The sequence below is a fragment of the Mesorhizobium sp. M0140 genome (assembly GCF_040322475.1).
Classification (GTDB): Bacteria; Pseudomonadota; Alphaproteobacteria; order Rhizobiales; family Rhizobiaceae; genus Mesorhizobium.
The window spans coordinates 26,728-46,771 of the sequence record NZ_JAMYTM010000011.1 but is presented as its reverse complement, the minus strand read 5'-3'; the positions used below and the strand labels follow the sequence as shown (position 1 = coordinate 46,771).

The 20,044-nt window shown below is 64.7% G+C and carries 18 protein-coding genes; 10 read left to right on the top strand and 8 right to left on the bottom strand.

Annotated features, from left to right (window positions below):
* Positions 1–96: 96 nt before the first annotated feature.
* On the bottom strand, positions 97–990 hold the full coding sequence (locus NKJ37_RS13530) for a LysR family transcriptional regulator (RefSeq protein ID WP_352554580.1): 894 nt from the start codon (positions 988–990) through the stop codon (positions 97–99).
* Between the two features lie 142 nt (positions 991–1,132).
* Between NKJ37_RS13530 and NKJ37_RS13525 the strand changes: the two genes are divergently transcribed.
* Genes NKJ37_RS13525 through NKJ37_RS13500 form a run of 6 tightly spaced genes read left to right on the top strand, consistent with a single transcriptional unit; the run spans position 1,133 to position 5,962 of the window.
* Positions 1,133–2,332, top strand: coding sequence for an MFS transporter (locus tag NKJ37_RS13525; RefSeq protein WP_502901995.1), 1,200 nt, complete (start codon positions 1,133–1,135; stop codon positions 2,330–2,332).
* Positions 2,329–2,799 (top strand): cyclophilin-like fold protein, encoded by a 471-nt coding sequence (locus NKJ37_RS13520; protein WP_352774029.1) that lies wholly within the window; start codon positions 2,329–2,331, stop codon positions 2,797–2,799. The genes NKJ37_RS13525 and NKJ37_RS13520 overlap by 4 nt, the downstream gene beginning before the upstream one ends.
* 19 nt (positions 2,800–2,818) lie before the next feature.
* Positions 2,819–3,214 carry a (R)-mandelonitrile lyase gene (locus tag NKJ37_RS13515; RefSeq protein ID WP_127296953.1) on the top strand — a complete coding sequence of 132 codons (396 nt, stop codon included), beginning with the start codon at positions 2,819–2,821 and terminating at the stop codon, positions 3,212–3,214.
* Positions 3,215–3,239: 25 nt separating this feature from the next.
* Positions 3,240–4,256, top strand: coding sequence for a zinc-dependent alcohol dehydrogenase family protein (locus tag NKJ37_RS13510; RefSeq protein ID WP_352774027.1), 1,017 nt, complete (start codon positions 3,240–3,242; stop codon positions 4,254–4,256).
* A 57-nt stretch (positions 4,257–4,313) separates the two neighbouring features.
* Positions 4,314–4,742: a lipocalin-like domain-containing protein gene (locus NKJ37_RS13505; RefSeq protein WP_352774025.1), complete on the top strand. Its 429-nt coding sequence runs from the start codon at positions 4,314–4,316 to the stop codon at positions 4,740–4,742.
* A 29-nt stretch (positions 4,743–4,771) separates the two neighbouring features.
* Positions 4,772–5,962 (top strand): arabinose transporter, encoded by a 1,191-nt coding sequence (locus NKJ37_RS13500; RefSeq protein ID WP_352774023.1) that lies wholly within the window; start codon positions 4,772–4,774, stop codon positions 5,960–5,962.
* Positions 5,963–6,568: 606 nt separating this feature from the next.
* Here the strand turns inward: NKJ37_RS13500 and NKJ37_RS13495 are convergent.
* Together NKJ37_RS13495 and NKJ37_RS13490 are read right to left on the bottom strand one after the other, a co-directional pair.
* Entirely contained in the window at positions 6,569–6,916 is a 348-nt protein-coding gene (locus NKJ37_RS13495) for a DUF2934 domain-containing protein (RefSeq protein ID WP_352611119.1), read from the bottom strand.
* A gap of 95 nt (positions 6,917–7,011) precedes the next feature.
* On the bottom strand, positions 7,012–7,620 hold the full coding sequence (locus tag NKJ37_RS13490; RefSeq protein WP_352774021.1) for a BA14K family protein: 609 nt from the start codon (positions 7,618–7,620) through the stop codon (positions 7,012–7,014).
* A gap of 258 nt (positions 7,621–7,878) precedes the next feature.
* Here NKJ37_RS13490 and NKJ37_RS13485 point away from each other — a divergent pair, with 258 nt between their 5' ends.
* Together NKJ37_RS13485 and NKJ37_RS13480 are read left to right on the top strand one after the other, a co-directional pair.
* Entirely contained in the window at positions 7,879–12,003 is a 4,125-nt protein-coding gene (locus NKJ37_RS13485) for a Pls/PosA family non-ribosomal peptide synthetase (protein ID WP_352774019.1), read from the top strand.
* Between the two features lie 14 nt (positions 12,004–12,017).
* The gene (locus NKJ37_RS13480; protein ID WP_352774017.1) at positions 12,018–13,127 is read left to right on the top strand and encodes a GNAT family N-acetyltransferase; all 1,110 of its coding nucleotides are present in this window, start codon (positions 12,018–12,020) and stop codon (positions 13,125–13,127) included.
* Positions 13,128–13,136: 9 nt separating this feature from the next.
* Here the strand turns inward: NKJ37_RS13480 and NKJ37_RS13475 are convergent, their stop codons facing one another.
* Positions 13,137–14,231: a KamA family radical SAM protein gene (locus NKJ37_RS13475; protein WP_352774015.1), complete on the bottom strand. Its 1,095-nt coding sequence runs from the start codon at positions 14,229–14,231 to the stop codon at positions 13,137–13,139.
* Positions 14,232–14,555: 324 nt separating this feature from the next.
* Here NKJ37_RS13475 and NKJ37_RS13470 point away from each other — a divergent pair, with 324 nt between their 5' ends.
* Positions 14,556–16,211 carry an acyl-CoA synthetase gene (locus NKJ37_RS13470; RefSeq protein WP_352774013.1) on the top strand — a complete coding sequence of 552 codons (1,656 nt, stop codon included), beginning with the start codon at positions 14,556–14,558 and terminating at the stop codon, positions 16,209–16,211.
* A 295-nt stretch (positions 16,212–16,506) separates the two neighbouring features.
* On the opposite strand, the gene NKJ37_RS13465 is transcribed toward NKJ37_RS13470, so the two are convergent.
* Both NKJ37_RS13465 and NKJ37_RS13460 read right to left on the bottom strand, forming a co-directional pair.
* The gene (locus NKJ37_RS13465) at positions 16,507–17,397 is read right to left on the bottom strand and encodes an NmrA family NAD(P)-binding protein (RefSeq protein WP_128304586.1); all 891 of its coding nucleotides are present in this window, start codon (positions 17,395–17,397) and stop codon (positions 16,507–16,509) included.
* Positions 17,394–17,576: a DUF1127 domain-containing protein gene (locus NKJ37_RS13460; RefSeq protein ID WP_128304585.1), complete on the bottom strand. Its 183-nt coding sequence runs from the start codon at positions 17,574–17,576 to the stop codon at positions 17,394–17,396. The genes NKJ37_RS13465 and NKJ37_RS13460 overlap by 4 nt, the downstream gene beginning before the upstream one ends.
* A 216-nt stretch (positions 17,577–17,792) precedes the next feature.
* Between NKJ37_RS13460 and NKJ37_RS13455 the strand changes: the two genes are divergently transcribed.
* Positions 17,793–18,704, top strand: a complete 912-nt coding sequence (locus NKJ37_RS13455) for a transcriptional regulator GcvA (protein ID WP_352774011.1) — start codon at positions 17,793–17,795, stop codon at positions 18,702–18,704.
* Between the two features lie 274 nt (positions 18,705–18,978).
* On the opposite strand, the gene NKJ37_RS13450 is transcribed toward NKJ37_RS13455, so the two are convergent.
* Positions 18,979–19,191: a tautomerase family protein gene (locus tag NKJ37_RS13450; RefSeq protein ID WP_352774009.1), complete on the bottom strand. Its 213-nt coding sequence runs from the start codon at positions 19,189–19,191 to the stop codon at positions 18,979–18,981.
* Positions 19,192–19,245: 54 nt separating this feature from the next.
* The gene (locus tag NKJ37_RS13445) at positions 19,246–20,004 is read right to left on the bottom strand and encodes an SDR family oxidoreductase (RefSeq protein ID WP_352774007.1); all 759 of its coding nucleotides are present in this window, start codon (positions 20,002–20,004) and stop codon (positions 19,246–19,248) included.
* Between the last annotated feature and the right edge of the window lie 40 nt (positions 20,005–20,044).

Below are 20,044 nucleotides of genomic sequence, written 5' to 3'. Positions count from 1 at the left end.
TTTCCTTCACTCAATGCGCTGCGGGTTTTTGAGGCAGCAGCGCGCCACGAAAGCTTTGCGCGCGGGACCCCATTTGCCAATGCGCAATCTTGGGGGTCAGATGCGATGACGAAGCGCCTCGACGATCATCGCCATCGCAGGCGAGAGCTGTCGCCTGCTCGGGTAGTAGAGGTGATAGCCCGCAAATGGCGGACTCCAATCGTCAAGCACGAGCCTAAGGCATCCCGTGGCGATATGGTGGTTGACGAGGTTTTCCGGGACGTAGGCGATCCCGAAACCGCTTATCGCAGCCTCGATCATGGGTATGGACGAATTGAAGGTGAGCTGGCCTTGCACCCGCACACGCAGGTCGCGGCCTTGCTTGGCGAATTCCCAGGCATATAATCCGCCGAACGTCGCCTGCCGCATATTGATGCAGTCATGATCGACCAGGTCCTGGGGCGCGGTCGGAACCGGATGGCGGGAAAAGTACTCCGGCGAAGCCACGGCCACGAGCCTCCAATCCGGCCCGATCCTAACCGCGATCATATCCCTGTCGATGCTCTCACCTAGCCGCACGCCCGCGTCGAAGCGCTCCTCCACAATGTTCTTCATGCCGTTGTCGCTGTAGAGTTCGACGCACACGTCAGGATAGTCGCTGAGCAAAGGCTGCAGCTTCGGCCAGACGGTCGTCTGGAGCGCATGGTCGGACAGCGTGATACGGACCGTTCCGGAGGGCTTGTCGCGAAAGGCCACCAGGCTTGCAAGGTCGGCTTCGATTTCCTCGAAGCGGGGAACAAGAGACTGGAAAAGTCGCTCGCCGGCCTCGGTCGGCGCGACGCTCCGCGTCGTACGTGTCAGCAGACGGACGCCAAGACGAGCTTCAAGCTCCTTGATTGTCGAACTCAGGGTCGACTGCGAGGTTCCGAGCTTGGCCGCCGCCTTGGTGAAGCTGCGCTCCCGCGCGACCGCCACGAACCATAGCAGATCCTTCATGCCATCGCGCTGCATAGGGCACCTCCCGTCGGGCATTTATATCACGAGCAGATAAGTCCATGCGGATTACTTAGCCTAATAAAATGGGTTCCTCTGCAATATCTTCTTGGCATCGCGACAGGGATTGGCGGCTGATCCGCCCGGTCGCCTTGCAAGGATGCCAATTGTGGAAACGACGTACGACACAAGGCTTGTCGAAGACCGCGCCGCATGGGGCGCGGTGTTGTCGATGGCGCTGTGTGTTTTCGTGCTCATCGCGTCTGAATTCATGCCGGTCAGCCTGCTGTCGCCGCTAGCGTCCGATCTCGGCATCACCGAGGGCCACGCGGGACAGGCGATCTCGATTTCGGGCGTTTTCGCCGTCGTGACCAGCCTGCTGGTCGCCGGTCTCACGCACCGCATCGACCGCCGACTGGTCGTGACTGGCTTCACCCTCCTCCTCATCGTGTCCGGTTTGGCTGTGACCTTCGCGCCGAACTACGCGTTCCTCATGGTCGGCCGGGCACTGCTCGGCATCGCGATCGGCGGGTTCTGGTCGATGTCGACCGCGATCGTCATGCGCCTCGTGCCGCAAGACATGGTTCCGAAGGGTCTCGCCATGCTAAACGCGGGCAATGCCATTGCGGCCACCATCGCGGCGCCGCTGGGCAGCTTTCTTGGCGCCTATGTCGGCTGGCGCGGCGCTTTCTTCCTCGTCGTGCCGTTTGGGCTCCTGGCGCTGGCCTGGCAGTGGACCAGCCTGCCGGCGCTGCCCCCGCGTCGGAGGAAGCGTCCTGGCAATCCGCTGGCGCTGCTCGGTCGTCTTTCAGTCGCCATCGGCATGGCGTCGATCATGATGCTGTTCATGGGCCAGTTCGCGCTCTTCACCTATCTTCGGCCCTTCCTCGAGAGCGTCACCCGGCTCGACATCGCTGCCCTCTCGGCGGTCCTGCTGGCGATGGGGCTGGCGGGGGTGCTCGGCACATGGTGCGTCGGCCGGCTTTTGCGCACGCGCCTGTTCAGCATCCTCATCGTTATCCCGCTGGTCATGGCTGCGCTGGCTGCTGCGCTCATCGCCCTTGGTGCCCTCCCGGTTCCCACAGCATTGCTGCTCATTGCCTGGGGCTTCTTCGGCACGGCCGCGCCCGTTGGCTGGGGCACGTGGCTCAGCCGAACGCTGCCGGACGACGCAGAGGCCGGCGGCGGGTTGCAGGTAGCCGTCATTCAGCTCGCCATCACCGGCGGCGCCGCAATCGGCGGCACGCTCTTCGATACGGTCGGCTGGTGGGGAGCGTTCACTCTAGGCGCGGTGCTGCTCTGCGGATCGGCGCTCGCCGCCCTCGCCGCGTCCCATATGGCCCGGAGGTCCCTGCCATGACCATCGAGCGTGCGCCGCTTAGCCGCCGGACATTGCTCGGCGCCGCGCTCGCGGTGGCGGCCCTGCATCGCGCAGCCGCCAGCCAGGAAGGCCAATCTCCCGTCAGCCAGGAGCCCACCGACATGAAGATCAGGATGGCCTTCAACGGCCGTATCATGACCGCCACGCTCTACGACAATCCCTCAGCGCGCGACTTCTTCTCCATGCTGCCGCTCGACCTCAAGATCGAGGACTACGCGCATAACGAGAAGATCGCCTATCTGCCGCGCAAGCTGACTGAGGAGGGAAGTGGCCCGTTCGCCAACGAGCAGCCCTACGACCTGTGCTATTTCATGCCCTGGGGCAATCTGGCCATGTTCCACGCCGACTATAGCCATCCCGGGCTGATCAGGCTCGGCCGCTTCGATGAGGGCGAGCAGGCCCTGCACATTCGCGGCGAGTTCCCGCTTCGCATCGAACGCATTTGAGGACGCAAAGGAGATCACCATGGACATTCTTCGCGCTGGCACGAGGCCTTCCGGCAAGGGACCACCTGACTGGTTCACCGGAACGGTGCGGATCGATCCACTCTTCAATCCCTTCGATGCCGGGCGAGTCCAAGGCGCACAGGTGACCTTCGAGCCCGGCGCCCGCACCGCCTGGCACACGCATCCGCTCGGCCAGACGCTGATCGTCGTCTCCGGCCTTGGCCGCGTGCAGCGCGAGGGCGGTCCGGTCGAGGAAATCCGTGCCGGCGACGTCGTCTGGTTCGCGCCCGGCGAGAAGCACTGGCACGGCGCGTCGCCTCTGACCGCCATGACCCACATTGCCCTCCAGGAGGTCAAGGACGGCAAGGTCGTGGACTGGCTGGAACATGTCAGCGACGCCGACTACGGCGCCTGATCTTCTCCACTCGAAAGGAACCAGAATGATCGCAACCATTCTTCACAAACCGGGCGACATCCGCTGCGAGGAAATCGCCGATCCGAAAATCATGCGGCCGACGGACGCAATCATCAAGCTCTCGGCAAGCTGCATCTGCGGCTCGGACCTGTGGCCCTATCGCGGGCTGCAGCCGGTCGACGGCCCGATGCACATGGGCCACGAATATTGTGGTATCGTCGTCGAGGTCGGCGCAGAGGTGCGCACGGTCCGTCCCGGCCAGTTCGTCGTCGGGTCGTTCTGCCTTTCCGACAATACCTGCCCGCATTGCCGCTTCGGCTTCCAGTCGTCTTGTGTGCAGCGCGAATTCATGTCGGGCGCGCAGGCGCCTTACGCTCGCGTGCCGTTGGCCGATGGCACACTGGTCGCCACCGCGGAGGTGCCGCCGGCCGAACTCATCCCTGACCTGCTGGCTGTGTCCGATGTGCTCGGCACCGGCTGGTACGCGGCCGACGCGGCCGAGGTCCGAGAAGGATCGACGGTGGTGGTGGTCGGCGACGGTGCGGTCGGCCTGATGGGCGTGCTTGCGGCCAAGGAGATGGGCGCCGAGCGCATCATCGCCATGAGCCGGCACGCCAGCCGCCAAAAGCTCGCCCGCGAGTTTGGCGCCACCGACATTGTGGCCGAGCGTGGCGAGGAAGGCGTCACGCGCATCAAGGAACTCACCAAGGGCGTCGGCGCGGACTCCGTGCTGGAATGCGTCGGTACGGGAGAATCCTTCGACCAGGCGCTGGCCTGCTCTCGCCCCGGCGGCACCATCGGCTATGTCGGCGTGCCGCATGGCGTGAGCTTCGACGGCCAAAAACTATTCTTCGGCCAAAAGCGCATGATGGGCGGCCCGGCGCCAGTGCGCCGTTTCTTGCCCGACCTGATGGACCGTGTACTGCGAGGCAGGATCAAGCCCGGCAAGGTCTTCGACCTCAAGCTGCCGTTGGCAGAGGTCGCTGAAGGCTATCACGCCATGGACGAGCGGCGTGCCATCAAGGTCATGCTTTCCGTGTGAGCGAAGATTAGGCGGACGGCCTGTCCGCACCCGCAATCAGAAAAGGAACAACGACATATGACTATGAGATTGAAGATCGCCGCCCTTGCGCTTGCGGTCGCCACACCGGCGTTCTCGCAAGAGTCCCCGATCATTGGCGCATGGCGCATGAGGTCGCTCGAGGCCGGTGCTGAGGGAAACCTCAAGCCTGTGCCATATTCCGGCCAGGTCATCTTCACCGAGGCCGGCACCCTCTCGGTGCAGGCCCAGAACCCCGACGCCAAGGCGCCGGACACGCCTTACACAGCGAATGGCTACGAAGCCTATTATGGGCCGGTCGCCATCAACGACCAGGACAAGACCTTCGTCATCACGATCGAGTCCTCCCTAGTCCGCAACCTTGTCGGGAAGAGCATGAAACGCAAATTCGAAGTCTCGGACAACAAACTGGTCCTCACGCCGGACAATCCGGCCGAAGGCTGGCGTGTGACCTACGAACGCTACTGATCTGAACTGTTGGGTTCAAGGTGTTGCCGATGGCCAAAGTGGCGGGGACTTCAGACCGAAATGGAGCGATGGCGGAACTGGTGCCAATCATGGCGGCTGTCTTCGCCGGCTTCCTTCTGATCGGCTTGGCGCTACCCGTCCTGCCGCTGCATCTTCATCAGCAACTCGGCTTCGGCCCCTTCGCGGTCGGACTGGTGACGGGCAGCCAGTTCGTCGCCTCGATGTTGTCGCGCATTGGGGCCGGAAACTATGCCGATGGGCGCGGCGGCAAGCGGGCCGTCGTCGTCGGCCTCATTGCCGCTGCCCTGGCGGGATTATTTTACCTCGGCTCACTGGCATTGCTCGACCGGCCGGTAGCGTCCGCATCGGCGCTCTTCGCCGGCCGGGCGGTATTGGGCGCGTCGGAGAGCTTCATCATCACCGGCGGCGTCGCCTGGGGCCTCTCCCTTGCGGGCGGACAGAACTCCGGAAAAGTCATAGCCTGGGTGGGCACGGCGATGTTTGCGGCGCTCGCGCTTGGAGCGCCGGTCGGATCTGCGCTTTATGCGGCGAGCGGTTTCACCGCGATCGCACTCGCGACCATCGTCCTGCCGCTTGCGACGCTGCTTGCCATCCTGCCGATGCGTGGCACCAGCACCGCCGCGAGCAGCGTGCCGCAGTCATGGACGAGCGTGGCTCAAGCGGTCTGGCTTCCCGGAGTGGGAGCAGCTTTCAGCAGCCTCGGCTATGGCGCAATCCTGGCCTTTGCCGCGCTGCTCTTTGCCGAACGGGGATGGCAGCCGATCTGGCTTCCCTTCACGGCTTATGCCGCGGCGCTGATCGTGGCAAGGCTGTGCTTCGGCCACCTGCCCGACAGGCTTGGGGGCGCACGCGTCGCTGTGATCTTCGTCGCCGTCGAGGCCGCAGGGCTGATGCTGATCTGGCTTGCGACCGGGCCTGTTGTCGCCGCAACTGGAGCGGGTCTCACTGGCCTTGGCTACTCGCTGGTCTATCCCGGTCTCGGTGCCGAGGCAGTAAGCCATCTTCCGTCGCGCAGCCGCGGCCTGGCCATGGGACTCTACACCGTCTTCCTCGACGTGGCGCTCGGCTTCGGCAGTCCAGCGCTCGGCTTGGTCGCCGCGTCGGCCGGGCTGCAATTCGTCTTCTTCGCCGTCGCGATGGCGACGCTTCCGGCTTTGGGCATCGCTCTGCTGCTGGGTCGCCGTAACGCTTCACGATAGGGCCGGGTATTCTGTGCTCGCGATGTTGCGCAACTACGATCACCTCGCGCTGGCAACATTGAAAATTGGCGCAGCGCCAGCCAAAACGCAAAAAACCCGCCTGTGCGGCGGGGCACTGGCGCAAATCAGCACCATAGATAGAAATGTAGCATAACTGCCCTCACGAGTCAAGAATAAATTCCTATCGCCACTGACGCAAGCTGCCCGCCGGACGCATGCATTCCCAGGCCAGCGGCGCAATCGCAGTCAAGGCCGACATTCGAACGAAAGTAGATCCAGCTTGACGGAACATTAGTCATAGCTAATTGTTGATGTGTGCGGCAGGTGGTGCCCTCCACCGCCTGCCGAAGATCGGCCGTCCGATCGGCCCGCGTCCTCCGCCAGAGGCGCGGGCTTTCGCTTTCGCGGTCCAGCGCAAGTGATGACCGACCAGCCCGTCGCAACCTGAGCGTTTCGAGAAGCCGCGTTGGCGGGCCGTGCTCACGACCAGTCCAAGGCTCTGGCCATGGCGAAAAAGATTGGCGACAGAGCCGAAGATGATGAGGCGTCGCCGTTTTCGCCCTTCTTGAGTGAATGGAGCCGGTATTTCCGTCCTTCAGCTTTCGATCATTTGGCCAGTCCCTCATCGGGGTTTCGCCGCCTTTTGGCCTTGAGGCTGCGGGCGGCTTGCTCCACCGCGGCGCGGTCGTTGCCCAAGCGGTCGAGCAGTTCCTGTGCCTCGTCGCCCGATATGCCGGTGCGCACCGCCAGCGCCTCGACCTCCAGCACGTCGGTGCTGGCGACCTCGCCAGTCTCAGGCAGCGCATCGTCCGCCGTCAGCGGCAGGGCCGCCTCGCGGTCGATCTCCGCCTCGGCCTGGTGCCAGTGCCGTTCGGGGTCGCCCTGCATGCGGCCTTCCCGTTCCCAGATCTGGTAGGCGCGCTCACGAATTCTGTCGTCCCGGTCGTCGCTCATGGTCAGTCCTCCTTAGGTCAGGGTTGAACGTCGCGCCAATGCGAACGCTCCGGAAAATCCGCGCGATCGGATCGCCTGCCTGCGGCGCGCGGGCTCTACTGGCATTGCCGTCTCGGCCCGCCGGAGTATGGCTGATAGGAGTTGTCTTCCGGGCGATAGGAGCGGTAGCGGCTGAAGCAGTAATCGACATGGTCGGCCGAAAGTGCTTCGCCGCTATCGTCGGCAGCGTAGACCCCCAGGCCGGCGCCGTTTTCGTCGCCATCGTCGGCAGTGGGCTGGACGAGCTGGCCGGCGGCTTCGAGATAGGGCGAGATGCAGGGGCGCAGCTGCCCGCTGTAGGAGAGATAGCTGTTGTCGTCCGGGTGGTAGGAGCGATAGCGGCTGGCGCACCAGGCGAGATGCGGAGGCGGCAATTCGGTCGTCTTGGGCGCGATGGCGCCGGTGACGGTGGGGTCGGGCGGTGTTTCCTGCGGTTTGGCGGGGATGTCGGGCGGCGCGGACTGTTTGGCCGGCAGGCGTTCGAGGCCCTGCCCGGCTTTGTTCACCGGCCGCGCCTTCTTGGTCCACAGCTCCGCCACGCTGACAGTAGCCGTTGCCTGGCGCGGCGGCTTCGCGGCAAGCAGCCAGGCGGCGAAGCCCAGTCCGCTGCCGAAGACCGCAAGGGTCAGCACGAAGCCGCAGACCAGTCCCAAAACCGCTTTCACGACACGCTCCTTAAGTCCCTGCTCATAGAATGCGGGGCCTCAAGGCTGGTTCCAGAAAAACGCCGGGTGCACGCCCTCGCGTGCCGCCGAGCGCGCCCGGCGAGAGCCGCCAAGGGAGGCTCAAAAGAGCGCCCAGACACAGTTCAGAAACAATATTCAACAGTTCGGAAAAACTGGCGAAAAGATCGGATGGCATAAGCTCCCACAACAACTGGAAAAATGGCCGTGCCGGGCGATGCCCGGCCTGGACGGGAAAGTATGGAAATGGATCACGGTGTCGACATCGCCGAACTGGACGCGGAACGATCGGGGCTGGAAAGCGGCCCGGCAGATGTCGATGCGCTGGTAAAAACGGCCCCCGCAACAGCCAGGCGCGGGCAAATCCTGACGGGCGCCGACTTTGCCCGGCACGGCCTGCCCGGCGAGCGGCTCGACACCGTCTTCGAACAGCTTGCCGAAATGTTCGCAGCGCTGCCGGCGGTGATCTCCGACGGGCGTGTCTGGACCTATCGTGAACTGGACAGCCGGGCCAACCAGTTCGCCCGCCTGCTGGTCAAGCGCGGCGTGCGACCGGGCCACCGCGTCGGGCTTATCCTCGACCGCTCGGCGGAGACCTATGTCGCGCTGCTCGCGGTGATGAAGGCAGGTGCTGCCTTCGTGCCGCTGGCCACCGCTTTTCCCGAGGAGCGGATGGCGCTCATCATCGAAGACGCCGGCGTCAGCCTGATCGTCACCATCGCCGCCTATGCGTCGCGCGCCGGTCAGCTGCCGGTTCCGCATCTGCTGATCGACAGCGCGGCCGCCGAGATCTCCAAAGAGTCCGGCGCGCCGCTGAAGCCGAATGCGAAGGCCGCTTCATCAGACGACACCTGCTACATCCTCTACACCTCGGGCACCACAGGCAAGCCCAAGGGCGTCGTCATCAAGCACCAGAGTTTCGTCAATTTCATCCGCGTCGCCGCCGCCTCCTACGGCTACCGGCCGGGCGATCGCGTCTACCAGGGCATGACCATCGCCTTCGACTTTTCCTCCGAAGAGATCTGGGTGCCGTTCGTCGCCGGCGCTACGGTGGTGCCGGCACCGGGCCAGATGCCGCTGGTGGGCGAGGAGCTGGCCGATTTCCTGCGGCTCCATGACATCACCTGCATCGCCTGCAGCCCGACGCTGCTGTCGTCGATGACGTCAGATGTGCCCAGCCTGCGCACGCTGCTGGTCGGCGGCGAGGCCTGCCCGCACAATCTGGTGGTGCGCTGGTCGAAGCCGGGGCGGCAGATCCTGAACACCTATGGGCCGACCGAGGCGACCGTCACCGCTACAATGGGCGCGCTGACGCCGGACAGTCCCGTCACCATCGGCGCGCCGCTGCCGACCTACTCCATCGTCATCCTCGACGCTTCGCTGCCGCAGCTCGCCGAGCCGGGCGAACTGGGCGAGATCGCAATTGCCGGCATCGGGCTCGCGGTCGGCTATCTCAACAGGCCGGACCTGACCGGACAGAAATTCATCGCCGATTTCGTCGGCCTGCCGAACAACCCGTCGAAGCGCATCTACCGGACGGGCGACCTTGGCCGCATCAACGACCAGGGCGAGATCGAATATAACGGCCGCATCGACACCCAGGTCAAGATCCGCGGCTACCGCATCGAGCTCGGCGAGATCGAGGCGGTGCTGCTCGACCAGCCCGAAATCGCGCAGGCCGCGGTCACCACCTGGGAGATCGAGCCCGGCCGCGTCGAACTCGTCGCCTATTTCGCAGCGAAGGCCGGCCAGAAGGCGATTTCGCGCGCGGACCTCGCCAGGACCATGAAGCGGCGCCTGCCCGATTACATGGTGCCCTCCTATCTGGAGGAACTGCCGGCGATCCCGATGACGGTCTCCAACAAGGTCGACCTGCGCCAGCTCCCGAAGCCGACAAGTGTGCGGCTTTCGGGCGATCGCGCCATGATCGCGCCCGCCAATGACGACGAGCGTTTCCTGGCCGACGCACTGGCCGCCGTATTGAAATTCGAAGAAGTGTCCGTCGAGGACAATTTCTTCGACGATCTCGGCGCCAACTCGCTGCTGATGGCCCATTTCTGCGCGCGCCTGCGCACCAGGAAGGAATGGGCGACGGCGTCGATGCGCGACATCTATCTCCACCCGACCGTGGCGCGCCTGGCGCTTCACCTGGGCGTGGCGGACGAGATGACGACGGCCACCAATGAGCCCGTCCTCACCCGCCGGGCCTCGAATCTTGCCTACTGGACCTGCGGCGCCGCACAGCTGCTGTTCTACGCGCTCTACAGCTATGGCGCCCTGTGGGCGGTCAATGACGGCCTCAACTGGATGTATGACGCGCTCGACGATCCGCTGCAGCTGTACATCAGGTGCGTGGCGCTTTCGGCCGCCGTGTTCTTCGGCATGTCGGGCTTTGCCGTCATCGCCAAATGGGTGCTGGTGGGCCGCTGGAAGGCCGAGGCGTTTCCCATCTGGGGCGTGCGTTACTTCCGCTTCTGGGTGGTCAAGACGTTGATCCGCACCGCGCCGGTCGTGCTGTTCCGCGGCAGCCCGCTCTACAGCATCTATCTGCAGCTTCTCGGCACCAGGCTCGGCAAGAACGCCGTCATCGAATCGAAATCCGTGCCCGTCTGCACGGATCTCATCTCGATCGGCGCCAACACCATCCTGCGCAAGGAATCGATGATCCTCGGCTTCCGGGCGCAGTCCGGCTATATCCACACCGGGCCGCTGACCATCGGCCGCGATGCCTTCGTCGGCGTCGGCTCGACGCTCGACATCGACACCAGGATCGGCGATGGCGCCCAGCTCGGCCATTCGTCCTCGCTGCACCGCGGCCAAAGCATCCCCGACGGCGAACGCTGGCATGGCTCGCCGGCCGTGCCGACCACGGCCGACTATTGCAAGGTGCGCAATGTCGATCCTTCCAACATCCGGCGCTTCCTGTTCGAAGCGGTTCAGCTGATCGGGCTGTTTGCCATCGTCACTCCCTTGCCGCTGCTATTCCACAGCTATTGGGAAAACGTCGGCGACGACTACCAGGAAACCATCGGCGTCGTCGCGATCGGCACCACGGTCACGCTGTTCGGCTACATGGCCGCATCCTTCCTGGCGGCGACGCTGGTGCCGCGCCTGGTCAGCCTGCTGTTGAAGCCCGGCCGCACCTACACGCTGTACGGCTTCCGCTACTGGCTGCAGACTGTCGCCGAATTCTCGAGCAACTCCCGCGTGCTCGGCCTGCTGGCCGGCGACAGCTCGGCGATCGTGCACTACATGCGAGCGATCGGCTGGAACCTCAACAAGGTGGTGCAGACCGGCTCCAATTTCGGCTCCAACCAGCAGCACGAAAACCCGCTTCTGTGCGAGATCGGCACCGAGACCATGGTGTCGGACGGGCTGTTCATGATCAACATGCACAAATCCGCCGCCGCCTTCAGGCTCGAGCCGACGAGGATCGGCGAGCGCAACTATCTCGGCAACAACATCTACTATCCGCCGGACGGTCGCACCGGCGACAACGTCCTGCTCGGCACCAAGGTGATGATCCCCATCGACGGGCCGCTGCGCGAGAATGTCGGGCTTCTGGGTTCGCCAGCCTTTGAAATCCCGCGCATGGTGAACCGCGACAAGGAACTCATCGCCGGCATCGACGAGGACGACCGGCGCCGGCGCATCCCGTTGAAGAACCGCCACAATCTGGTGACGATCCTGCTGTTCGTGGCAACGCAATGGGTCATGCTGTTCGCCACGCTGGCGATCTGGGACCGGGCGCTGAACTACTATACCGAATGGGCTGAAGTCGCACTGTTCGTCGCCGTGCTCCTGACCTCGGCGATCACCATTCCGTTCTACATCTTCGTGGAACGGGCGAGCCTTGGTTTCGGCCGGCTGAAGCCGCAGATGACGACGATCTACGACGTCACGTTCTGGCGCCACGAACGCCACTGGAAGCTGGCGGATTCGCCGATCGTGCGGCTGTTCGCCGGCACGCCGTTCCGGCCGATGATCCTGCGCATGCTGGGCGTCAAGATCGGCAGCCGTGTCTATGACGGCGGCAGCAACCTCACCGAACGCTCGCTGGTGGAGATCGGCGACGACGCGACCCTCAACGAAGGCTGCGTCATCCAGGCCCATTCGCTGGAGGAAGGCGCCTTCAAGTCCGACTTCATCCGCATCGGCAAGGGCTGCACGCTCGGACCTTCAGCCTTTGTCCATTACGGCGTCGTGATGGGCGAAGGCTCGGTGGTCGATGTCGACTCCTTCGTCATGAAGGGCGAAGAGCTGGAGCCCAACTCCATATGGCGGGGCAACCCGGCCAAGCTGCACCGCTTCGTCGAGCCGATCACCGACGATGGCTCCAAGGCATCGGCCAGGGCATCGGCTTGAAAAAGGGTATCGGCTTGAACACCGGAGACATCCGTCTGGTTGCCGTGACCGAGGCCAACCGTGCCCTGGTCACGGCCCTGGAACTGGCTCCGGAGCAGAGGGATTTCGTCGCCGGCAATGCGGAGTCGCTGGAAGAAGCCGAAACCGACAAAGACGCGCGGCCACGCGTCGTCATGGCCGGGACCCGTGTCGTCGGTTTCCTCATGTACGAGGCGCCCGAGGATGACGACGAGGCACGCATCTACCGCTTCATGATCGACCGCGCCGCTCAGGGCAAAGGCTACGGCAAGGCCGCGCTGCGTAAGGTGCTGGACGAAATCCAGGGGCTCAGCCACATCAGCCACGTCTCGATCTGCTACGAACCGGAGAACGATGCGGCGCGAAATCTCTATCGCAGCGCCGGTTTCGTCGAAGAAGGGCTCGACGAGGACGGAGAAATGATAGCCGATCTCGCTTTGCCGGCCCCGGACGCACGAGTCGTGATGCGGCTGCCCGAGGAAATCGCCTTGGCCGAAGCGATCGCCGCCATCGCACCATCGGGAGTCCGGATCGGATGCCGGATGATCCGCGACGGCGACGACGCCCATCTGCTGCCTGGGGAAGCGCATTCCATCCCCGCGCGTCAGCCTGGCATGCGGCGCGCCAGCGGCGCGGCCCGGTGGATCGCGCACGGACTGCTGGCGGAGCTTGGCGTTGGCGACGTCGCCATCCTGCGCTCGCCAACCGGCGCGCCGGTCTGGCCTGACGGAATAACCGGTTCGCTCGCGCACGACGACGACATGGCCGTGGCGGCGGTTGCCCCGATTGGCGATATCGCCTCGCTCGGCATCGACGTCGAGCCCGCGCAGCCTCTCCCGGATGACATTTTGGCGCTCGTGACAACGCCCGCGGACCGCACGGACGCAGCCGACCGGCATCTTGCCGGCCGCATCCTCTTTGCCGCCAAGGAAGCCGTCTACAAGGCCGTCTATCCGCTCGATCGCAAGGTGCTGGGCTATGAGGACATCACCATCGACCTGAACGCAGGCTGCGCGACGACGAAGACGGGCCGCAAGGCCAGCCTCGCCTATTGCGTTGCCCCGCGCGTGGTGGTGCTGGCATTTGTCGAGAAAAACGCGCGGTAGCGCGCAGCCCTATTCGCCAACGATCTCCCTATATCCCCTCACCTCGCCATCGAGCCCGCGCAGCCGCCAGTTCTCGCCGTCCCGTCCCTCGACATGGCAAGGCCCGATCGGCACCTTGCCGCCGCCCTCCGGCAGGTCGAGCACATAGACGGGGTTGCAGATGCCCGACAGCCGCGCCCGCAGCGCTTCAGTCAGCGCCTGTCCCTGCGCAATCGTCGTGCGCCGGTGCGCCATGCCGCGCGCGAGGTCGCCATGGTGCAGGTAGTAGGGTTTGACGCCGAGGCGGTACATCAGCTCGCGGCAGAGTTCTTCCAGCGCCTCGATGCTGTCGTTGACGCCCTTGAGCAGAACGCTCTGGTTCAGCAGCACGAAGCCGGCTTGCCGAAGCGTGCGGCAGGCGGCCTCGGTTGCGTCGGTGATCTCGCGCGCGTGGTTGAAATGGGTGACGACAGTGACCATCAGCCGGCCCTGCAGCGCCGCGACGAGCCCTGATGTAATGCGCGACGGCAGCACCACCGGCACGCGCGTATGGATGCGCAGCAGCCGCACATGCGCAATGGCTTCGATGCGCGCGAAGATTTCAGCCAGTACCTTGTCGGGCAGCGACAGCGGATCGCCGCCGGTCAGGATCACCTCACGGATTTCGGGGTGATCCGCGATGTAGGCCAGCGCCGGCTCCAACGCCTCGCGCGTATAACCCCTGCCGATCGAGGTCAGCGATTCCTTGCGGAAGCAGAACCGGCAATAGACCGCGCATTGATAGGTCGGGAACAGCAGCACCCGGTCGGCATGGCGATGCGTCAATCGCGGCACCGGGCTGAAGTCATGGTCGGCGATCGGATCGTCGAGTTCCCCTTCCACCTCCTCCAGTTCCTCAGGCGACGGGATGACCTGCGCCCGGATCGGATCGGCCGGGTCGTTCCAGTCGATCAGGTCGAGATAGGCTTTGGGCGCGCGCACCTTGTGGTTCGCGGCCGCCGCTTGCGCCGCCGCGCGCTCAGCTGGCGACAACGGCAGGGAGGCAAGATCGCGCACGTGGCGCACGCCGGCGCGAATTTCGGCCTGCCAGGCGGTATCGGGGTGGAATTTGGTGTCTGTGGTCATCGGAGTTTCTCGGGCGGGTATATTTGGGCCGGACCTATCCGCTGGATGACTGATTAGGTCAACCACGCAGATTGTCAGCGCTGTGATCCTTCACACCCCCCTCTGTCCTGCCGGACATCTCCCCCGCAAGGGGGGAGATTGGATGTCGTTGAGGCGCCGATCTCCCCCTTGCGGGGGAGATGTCCGGCAGGGCAGAGGGGGGTGTTCAAGCGCCAACCTTCCCACCCACCAACTTTCGCCGCATCGACCACGCCCACAATTTCGGGCAAGTTCACACGCGACAGCGCCGCATGGGGAGATGCGGCGCAGCCAGGGAGGACTGCCATGACCAACACACCGGCGCTGTCGCGCTATGTCGATGCCGTTGCTCACTTTCGCATCGACGATGAGATCGCAAGACTTCACGGCGATCCCGCGACGGGCATCAACGCCTGCATCGAATGCTGCGATCGCCATACCGGCCAGAACCGGCTGGCGCTGCGCGCCATCTCCGTCGGTGGCGAGCTGCGGGAGTTCAGCTTCGACGATCTCAAGGAGATGTCGGCGCGCGTCGGCAACATGCTGAAAGCGGCTGGTGTCGGCTCCGGCGACATCGTCGCCGGCATGCTGCCGCGCATTCCCGAACTGGTGGCACTCATCCTCGGCACCTGGCGTATCGGCGCGGTCTACCAGCCGCTGTTCACCGCCTTTGGCCCCAAGGCCATCGACCACCGGCTGAAGACCAGCGGCGCGAAGCTCGTCGTCACCAACATGGCCAATCGCGGCAAACTCGACGAGGTGGAGGATTGCCCTCGGGTTGCGACCATCCTTGCCCCAGGCGAAGCCCTGCCGGCCGGCGACATCGATTTCCGCGCCGCCTTTGCCGCCGTCTCGCCTGACTGCCAGCCGGTGATGCGCAAGGGCGACGATTTGTTCATGATGATGTCGACCTCGGGCACGACAGGTTTCCCCAAGGGCGTTCCGGTGCCGCTCAGCGCGCTGCTGGCCTTCGGCGCCTATATGCGCGATGCCATCGGGCTGCGGCCGGACGACGTCTTCTGGAACATCGCCGATCCTGGTTGGGCCTACGGCCTCTATTACGCCATCACGGGGCCCCTGCTGCTTGGCATCGCCACGACCTTAAACGAGGGCACCTTCACCGCCAAAAGCACCTACGACATCATCGAGCGCCTCGGCGTCACCAGCCTTGCCGGCTCGCCCACCGCCTTCCGCCTGCTGCTGGCCGAAGGACCCGAGGCAGCCGCCCGCGTCAAGGGCCGCCTGCGTGTGGTGAGCAGCGCCGGCGAGCCGCTCAACCCGGAGGTGATCCGCTGGTTCGACGCCCATCTCGCCGCCCCCATCCACGACCATTACGGCCAGACCGAGAACGGCATGATGGTCAACAACCATCACGGCCTGTCGCACCCCGTACGCCACGGCTCGGCCGGCTTTGCCATGCCGGGCTACCGCGTCGTCGTGCTCGACGAGGCCGGCAACGAGCTTAGCCCCAACCAGCCCGGCATTCTCGCCGTCGACATCGCCAACTCGCCGCTGCGCTGGTTCGGCGGCTATCATCAGGCCGAAACCCCTGCCATAGCGGGTGGCTATTACCGCACCGGCGACACGGTCGAGTTCGAGCCCGACGGTTCGATCTCCTTCATCGGCCGCGCCGACGACGTCATCACCTCGGCCGGCTACCGCATCGGCCCGTTCGACGTCGAAAGCGCGCTGCTCGAGCATCCGGCGGTCAACGAGGCAGCCGTCGTCGGTGTGCCCGACCCGCAGCGCACCGAAATCGTCAAGGCCTTCGTCGTTCTGGCGCCCGCCTTTCGAGGCAGCGAGGCGCTGGCCGAGGAACTGGCGCAGCATGTCCGCAAGCGCCTCTCGGCCCACGCCTATCCGCGCGAAGTCGAGTTCGTCAGCGAGTTGCCGAAGACGCCGAGCGGCAAGATCCAGCGGTTCCTGCTGAGGAAGGCCGAGGTGGAGAAGCGGAAGGAGTGACACGGCCGATCTCCCCACTTGTGGCAGGCTATCGCATATGGATTCTTGCGAAGAAGAACCCCCACCCTAACCCTCCCCACAAGGGGGAGGGAATGCTGCCGCGTGCCTTTAATTCTTGTTGGCGCCGAAAAGACAGGCGATGCTTCTGGGTCAGCGCCAACGGAAGTCTCCCTTCCCCTTTTGGGGAGGGGTTAGGGGTGGGGGTCCGTGCCGGGCAGACATCTCAGGAATTCCATATGCGATAGCCCTGCCACAAGTGGGGGTGATCGGCAGTTGCACCGCCGCGCTTCTGCTCCTACCGCCCAGCGGTGCCCGCCATCGCCACAAAGGCGCTCTCGATGGTCTCGAACGTCAGCTCCGGATAGAGCGCGCCGGCTTCCGGCGTGGCCGTCTCGAGCGCGGTCTCGCCGCGTATCCAGAACGCCCGCAGCAGTCCGAGCCAGGGGGCTGATGCGATCATCGCCTCAAGCTCCGCCGCACTCTGGGGCACGATGCGCGGCGAGCGGCCGCTGACCCGGCGCCACAGATCGATCATTTCGTTCTGGGTGATCTCGTTCTGGGCGATGCGGATCTCGCTGCGGATGGCACTGGGGTCGTTCAACGCGCGCAAGGTGACGGCGGCGATGTCCTTCTCGCTGACAAACGTCGCCGGCACATTGCCGTCGCCATAAAGCGTCACCTCTTCGGACGGCAAGGGCGACGAGCCGAAGCGCATCAGGTCGCCCAGCGTCGTCACCCAGGTCGAGAAGAAGCCGTTGGTGTAGATCACCGTATAGGGCAGATCCGCTTGCCTGATCGCGTCGAACACGGCTCGCTTGAGGTCGAGCGGCGGAACCGAGCCCGGTGCAGCGGCGGCAAAGTCGAGGCCGAAGCCGGCGGAAGGTACATAGCGGGAGACGCCGGCATCTCTGAGCGCGCGCACCAGCGTCATCTCGCTGGCCGAATCCACATGCACCGAGCTGATGACGCGATCCACCGCACCGGCGGCGCGGACAAGGCTGTCATAGTCGTCGAGATCGCCGACATGGATTTTGGCGCCGAGCTCCTTCAGCGAACGCAGCCGTTCTTCATTACCGGCTGTTGCCGGACGAACCAGAACGTGCAGGCGATCGCCATTGCCTGCGCTGGCCTTCGCCATCTCGCCACCCAGCAGCCCCGTCGCGCCGATGATCAGGGTGCTGGTCATATCGCCCTCCCATTGCGCAGGATGGAACCGTCCCAGTCGCGCTCGAAGCCGATGTCGTGCAAGCGAGGATTCGAGAAGCGTGAAACTCGGCGAAGCACCCGGCGGCGCTCGACGACTGCAGCGGTTCTGAGTGCAAGACCGCTCATCGCGGCGCCGATGGATTCGAAGGTCGGGTTCATTGTCCGTCTCCTGTATTTGCCTAGGCGCAAGCGTGCCGACGCCGTCCGCGGAGGACGAGCATGACGATTGCTCACACTGTTTCTGGTCGTTCAGCGCAACGGTGAGATGGAGAATCCGATCTGCATGCGCTGCTACACCAACAGATTGAACATTTCTTGGCTGGACGACAAACGACTCTTTGTGCAGGATTTGTGAGCAACGCTCACAGGTGGATCATGCCGCGCAGACTACCGCCCCTCACTGCCCTGCCCGCCTTCGAGGCCGCCGCCAGGCATCTGAGTTTCTCCAAGGCGGCGGCTGAACTCAACGTCACCCATGGCGCGGTCAGCCGCGCAATCCGCAACATCGAGGACAGGCTGGGCATCCAGCTTTTCGATCGGGGAACGCGGTCCGTTCGCCTGACGCCGGTGGGCGCCGCCTATGCATCGGAAGTCAGGACGGCGCTGGACCAGATCGCCGCCGCCACCATCGCCGCCACGCCCGACCGCACGACAGGCATCCTGAATGTCAGCACTTCGGACGGTTTTGCCGGCCGCTGGCTGGTGCCGAGGCTGCATCGTTTCCACCGCGCCAACGCCGATATCGACGTGCGGCTGTCGACCTCCGGCGTGCTTTCCGATTTCGTCAGCGACGGCATCGACATCGCCATCCGCTACGGCAAGGGCGGCTATGCCGGAGTGACAGCGGAATTTCTCGCCGATGAAGAGGTCTTCCCCGTCTGCAGCCCGGAACTGCTGCAAGGCGAACATCCGCTGCGCTTGCCGGCGGATCTCAGGCATCACAAATTGATCCATGATGCCTTTCGCATCGACTGGGCGACATGGCTGCAACATGCCGGCGTGGCAGATGTCGATCCGAAGCGCGGCGTGCGCTTCGATTCCGCCACCTTCGCCGTCGAGGCCGCGGTGCATGGCGAAGGCGTGCTGCTGGGCCGAAGCGCGCTGGTCTCGGCCGACCTCGCCGCCGGGCGGCTGGTTCGTCCCTTCGACCGCGCGCTGAAATCCGCCTCGCGCTACTACGTCGTCTACCGCGACGGCGCGCTGCGTCAGAAGAAGATCAGGGCGTTCCGCGACTGGCTGTTTGCCGAAATGGCGGCTGACTGGATTGGTGCGACGAAGGGCGATTGAAGCGGAGGTCTACGCTTGCAAACCCAAGCGCTGCAGCGCCGCGCAGACCCCCCACCCCGCTGCTTCGCATCGACCCTCCCCACAAGGGGGAGGGTGAGGAAGGCGCCCTGCCCGCCTGCCGAACAGCGCCTTTTTGGAAATGCGGAAAAGCTGGGCTCCCTACCTCCCCCTTGTGGGGAGGTCGGACCGAAGGTCCGGGTGGGGGTGCTGGCGCAAATCTTGAAGAATCTGGATTCAGGTCCCCGTTTTGCCAGAGCTGTCGCTGGCCTTTGCGCTACTCCTTCGTACGAAAAACTTCCGGCACGACGAACACTTCGTCGGCCCGGCCATAGCCGCCGTCGGCGACCTCCTCCACCAGCACCATCGTGAAGGGGCGCGCACCCTCGCCGAAAAAGTCGACGAACATGGCTGTCGTTCGATGGATGAGGTCTTCCTTCTGCGCCCTGGAGAGCGCCGCTTGCGGTAACTTGATGTTGGCGAATGGCATGATCTTTTCCTTTCTGTGGAGTTTCAGGTTCGGGGTGGAGCGGTCGGCGACGCCTCAGACGACGCCGCCATTGGCGCGGATGATTTGTCCGTTGACCCAGAAGCTGTCCGGTCCGGCGAGGAACGAGACCAGCCCGGCAATGTCGTCGGGCTGGCCAAGCCGGCCGAGCGGGATCATCTTGCCGATGGCCTCGATCTGCGCCTCGCTCTTGCCGTCCGTGAACAGGGCGGTCTCGATCGGCCCGGGCGCCACCGCGTTGACGGTGACACGGCGCGCGCCAAGCTCCTTGGCCAGGATGTGGGTCATCGCCTCGACGCCGGCCTTGGTGGCGGCATAGACGCCATAGCCCGGCTGGTAGAGGCCAACGACGCTGCTGGAAAAATTGACGATGCGGCCGCCGTCGCGAAGCCGGCGCGCGCCTTCCCGCATGCCGCGGAACACGCCGCCGAGATTGATCGCGATCTGCGTGTCGAACGAAGCATCGTCGGTCTGCGCCATCGGCGACGTCTTCATGACGCCGGCATTGTTGACGAGGATGTCGATGCCGCCGAACGCCTTCTCGCCGGCCTCGAACAGCGCCGGGATCCCATTCGGATCGGCGATATCGGCCTGAACGGCGATCGCCTTGCCGCCGCCGGCTTCGATGCTGCGCACAAGCTCTTCGGCCTCGGCGCGGCCCCGTGCATAGTTGACGACGACGGCGACGCCGTCGCGGGCGAGCCGCTGTGCGATGGCGGCGCCGATGCCTTTGGAGGCGCCGGTCACGATCGCGCTTCTGGTTTGGCCACCTATACTTGTTTGATTGGATGTCATGGAAGTCTCTCCGTGTGTTGGTAACACGGATATAGGTCGG

Coding starts and splice junctions, on each gene's coding strand:
- NKJ37_RS13530 (WP_352554580.1), bottom strand. CDS start 990: ATGCAGCGCGATGGCATGAAGGATCTGCTATGGTTCGTGGCGGTCGCG.
- NKJ37_RS13525 (WP_502901995.1), top strand. CDS start 1,133: ATGCCAATTGTGGAAACGACGTACGACACAAGGCTTGTCGAAGACCGC.
- NKJ37_RS13520 (WP_352774029.1), top strand. CDS start 2,329: ATGACCATCGAGCGTGCGCCGCTTAGCCGCCGGACATTGCTCGGCGCC.
- NKJ37_RS13515 (WP_127296953.1), top strand. CDS start 2,819: ATGGACATTCTTCGCGCTGGCACGAGGCCTTCCGGCAAGGGACCACCT.
- NKJ37_RS13510 (WP_352774027.1), top strand. CDS start 3,240: ATGATCGCAACCATTCTTCACAAACCGGGCGACATCCGCTGCGAGGAA.
- NKJ37_RS13505 (WP_352774025.1), top strand. CDS start 4,314: ATGACTATGAGATTGAAGATCGCCGCCCTTGCGCTTGCGGTCGCCACA.
- NKJ37_RS13500 (WP_352774023.1), top strand. CDS start 4,772: ATGGCCAAAGTGGCGGGGACTTCAGACCGAAATGGAGCGATGGCGGAA.
- NKJ37_RS13495 (WP_352611119.1), bottom strand. CDS start 6,916: ATGAGCGACGACCGGGACGACAGAATTCGTGAGCGCGCCTACCAGATC.
- NKJ37_RS13485 (WP_352774019.1), top strand. CDS start 7,879: ATGGAAATGGATCACGGTGTCGACATCGCCGAACTGGACGCGGAACGA.
- NKJ37_RS13475 (WP_352774015.1), bottom strand. CDS start 14,231: ATGACCACAGACACCAAATTCCACCCCGATACCGCCTGGCAGGCCGAA.
- NKJ37_RS13470 (WP_352774013.1), top strand. CDS start 14,556: ATGACCAACACACCGGCGCTGTCGCGCTATGTCGATGCCGTTGCTCAC.
- NKJ37_RS13465 (WP_128304586.1), bottom strand. CDS start 17,397: ATGACCAGCACCCTGATCATCGGCGCGACGGGGCTGCTGGGTGGCGAG.
- NKJ37_RS13460 (WP_128304585.1), bottom strand. CDS start 17,576: ATGAACCCGACCTTCGAATCCATCGGCGCCGCGATGAGCGGTCTTGCA.
- NKJ37_RS13455 (WP_352774011.1), top strand. CDS start 17,793: ATGCCGCGCAGACTACCGCCCCTCACTGCCCTGCCCGCCTTCGAGGCC.
- NKJ37_RS13450 (WP_352774009.1), bottom strand. CDS start 19,191: ATGCCATTCGCCAACATCAAGTTACCGCAAGCGGCGCTCTCCAGGGCG.
- NKJ37_RS13445 (WP_352774007.1), bottom strand. CDS start 20,004: ATGACATCCAATCAAACAAGTATAGGTGGCCAAACCAGAAGCGCGATC.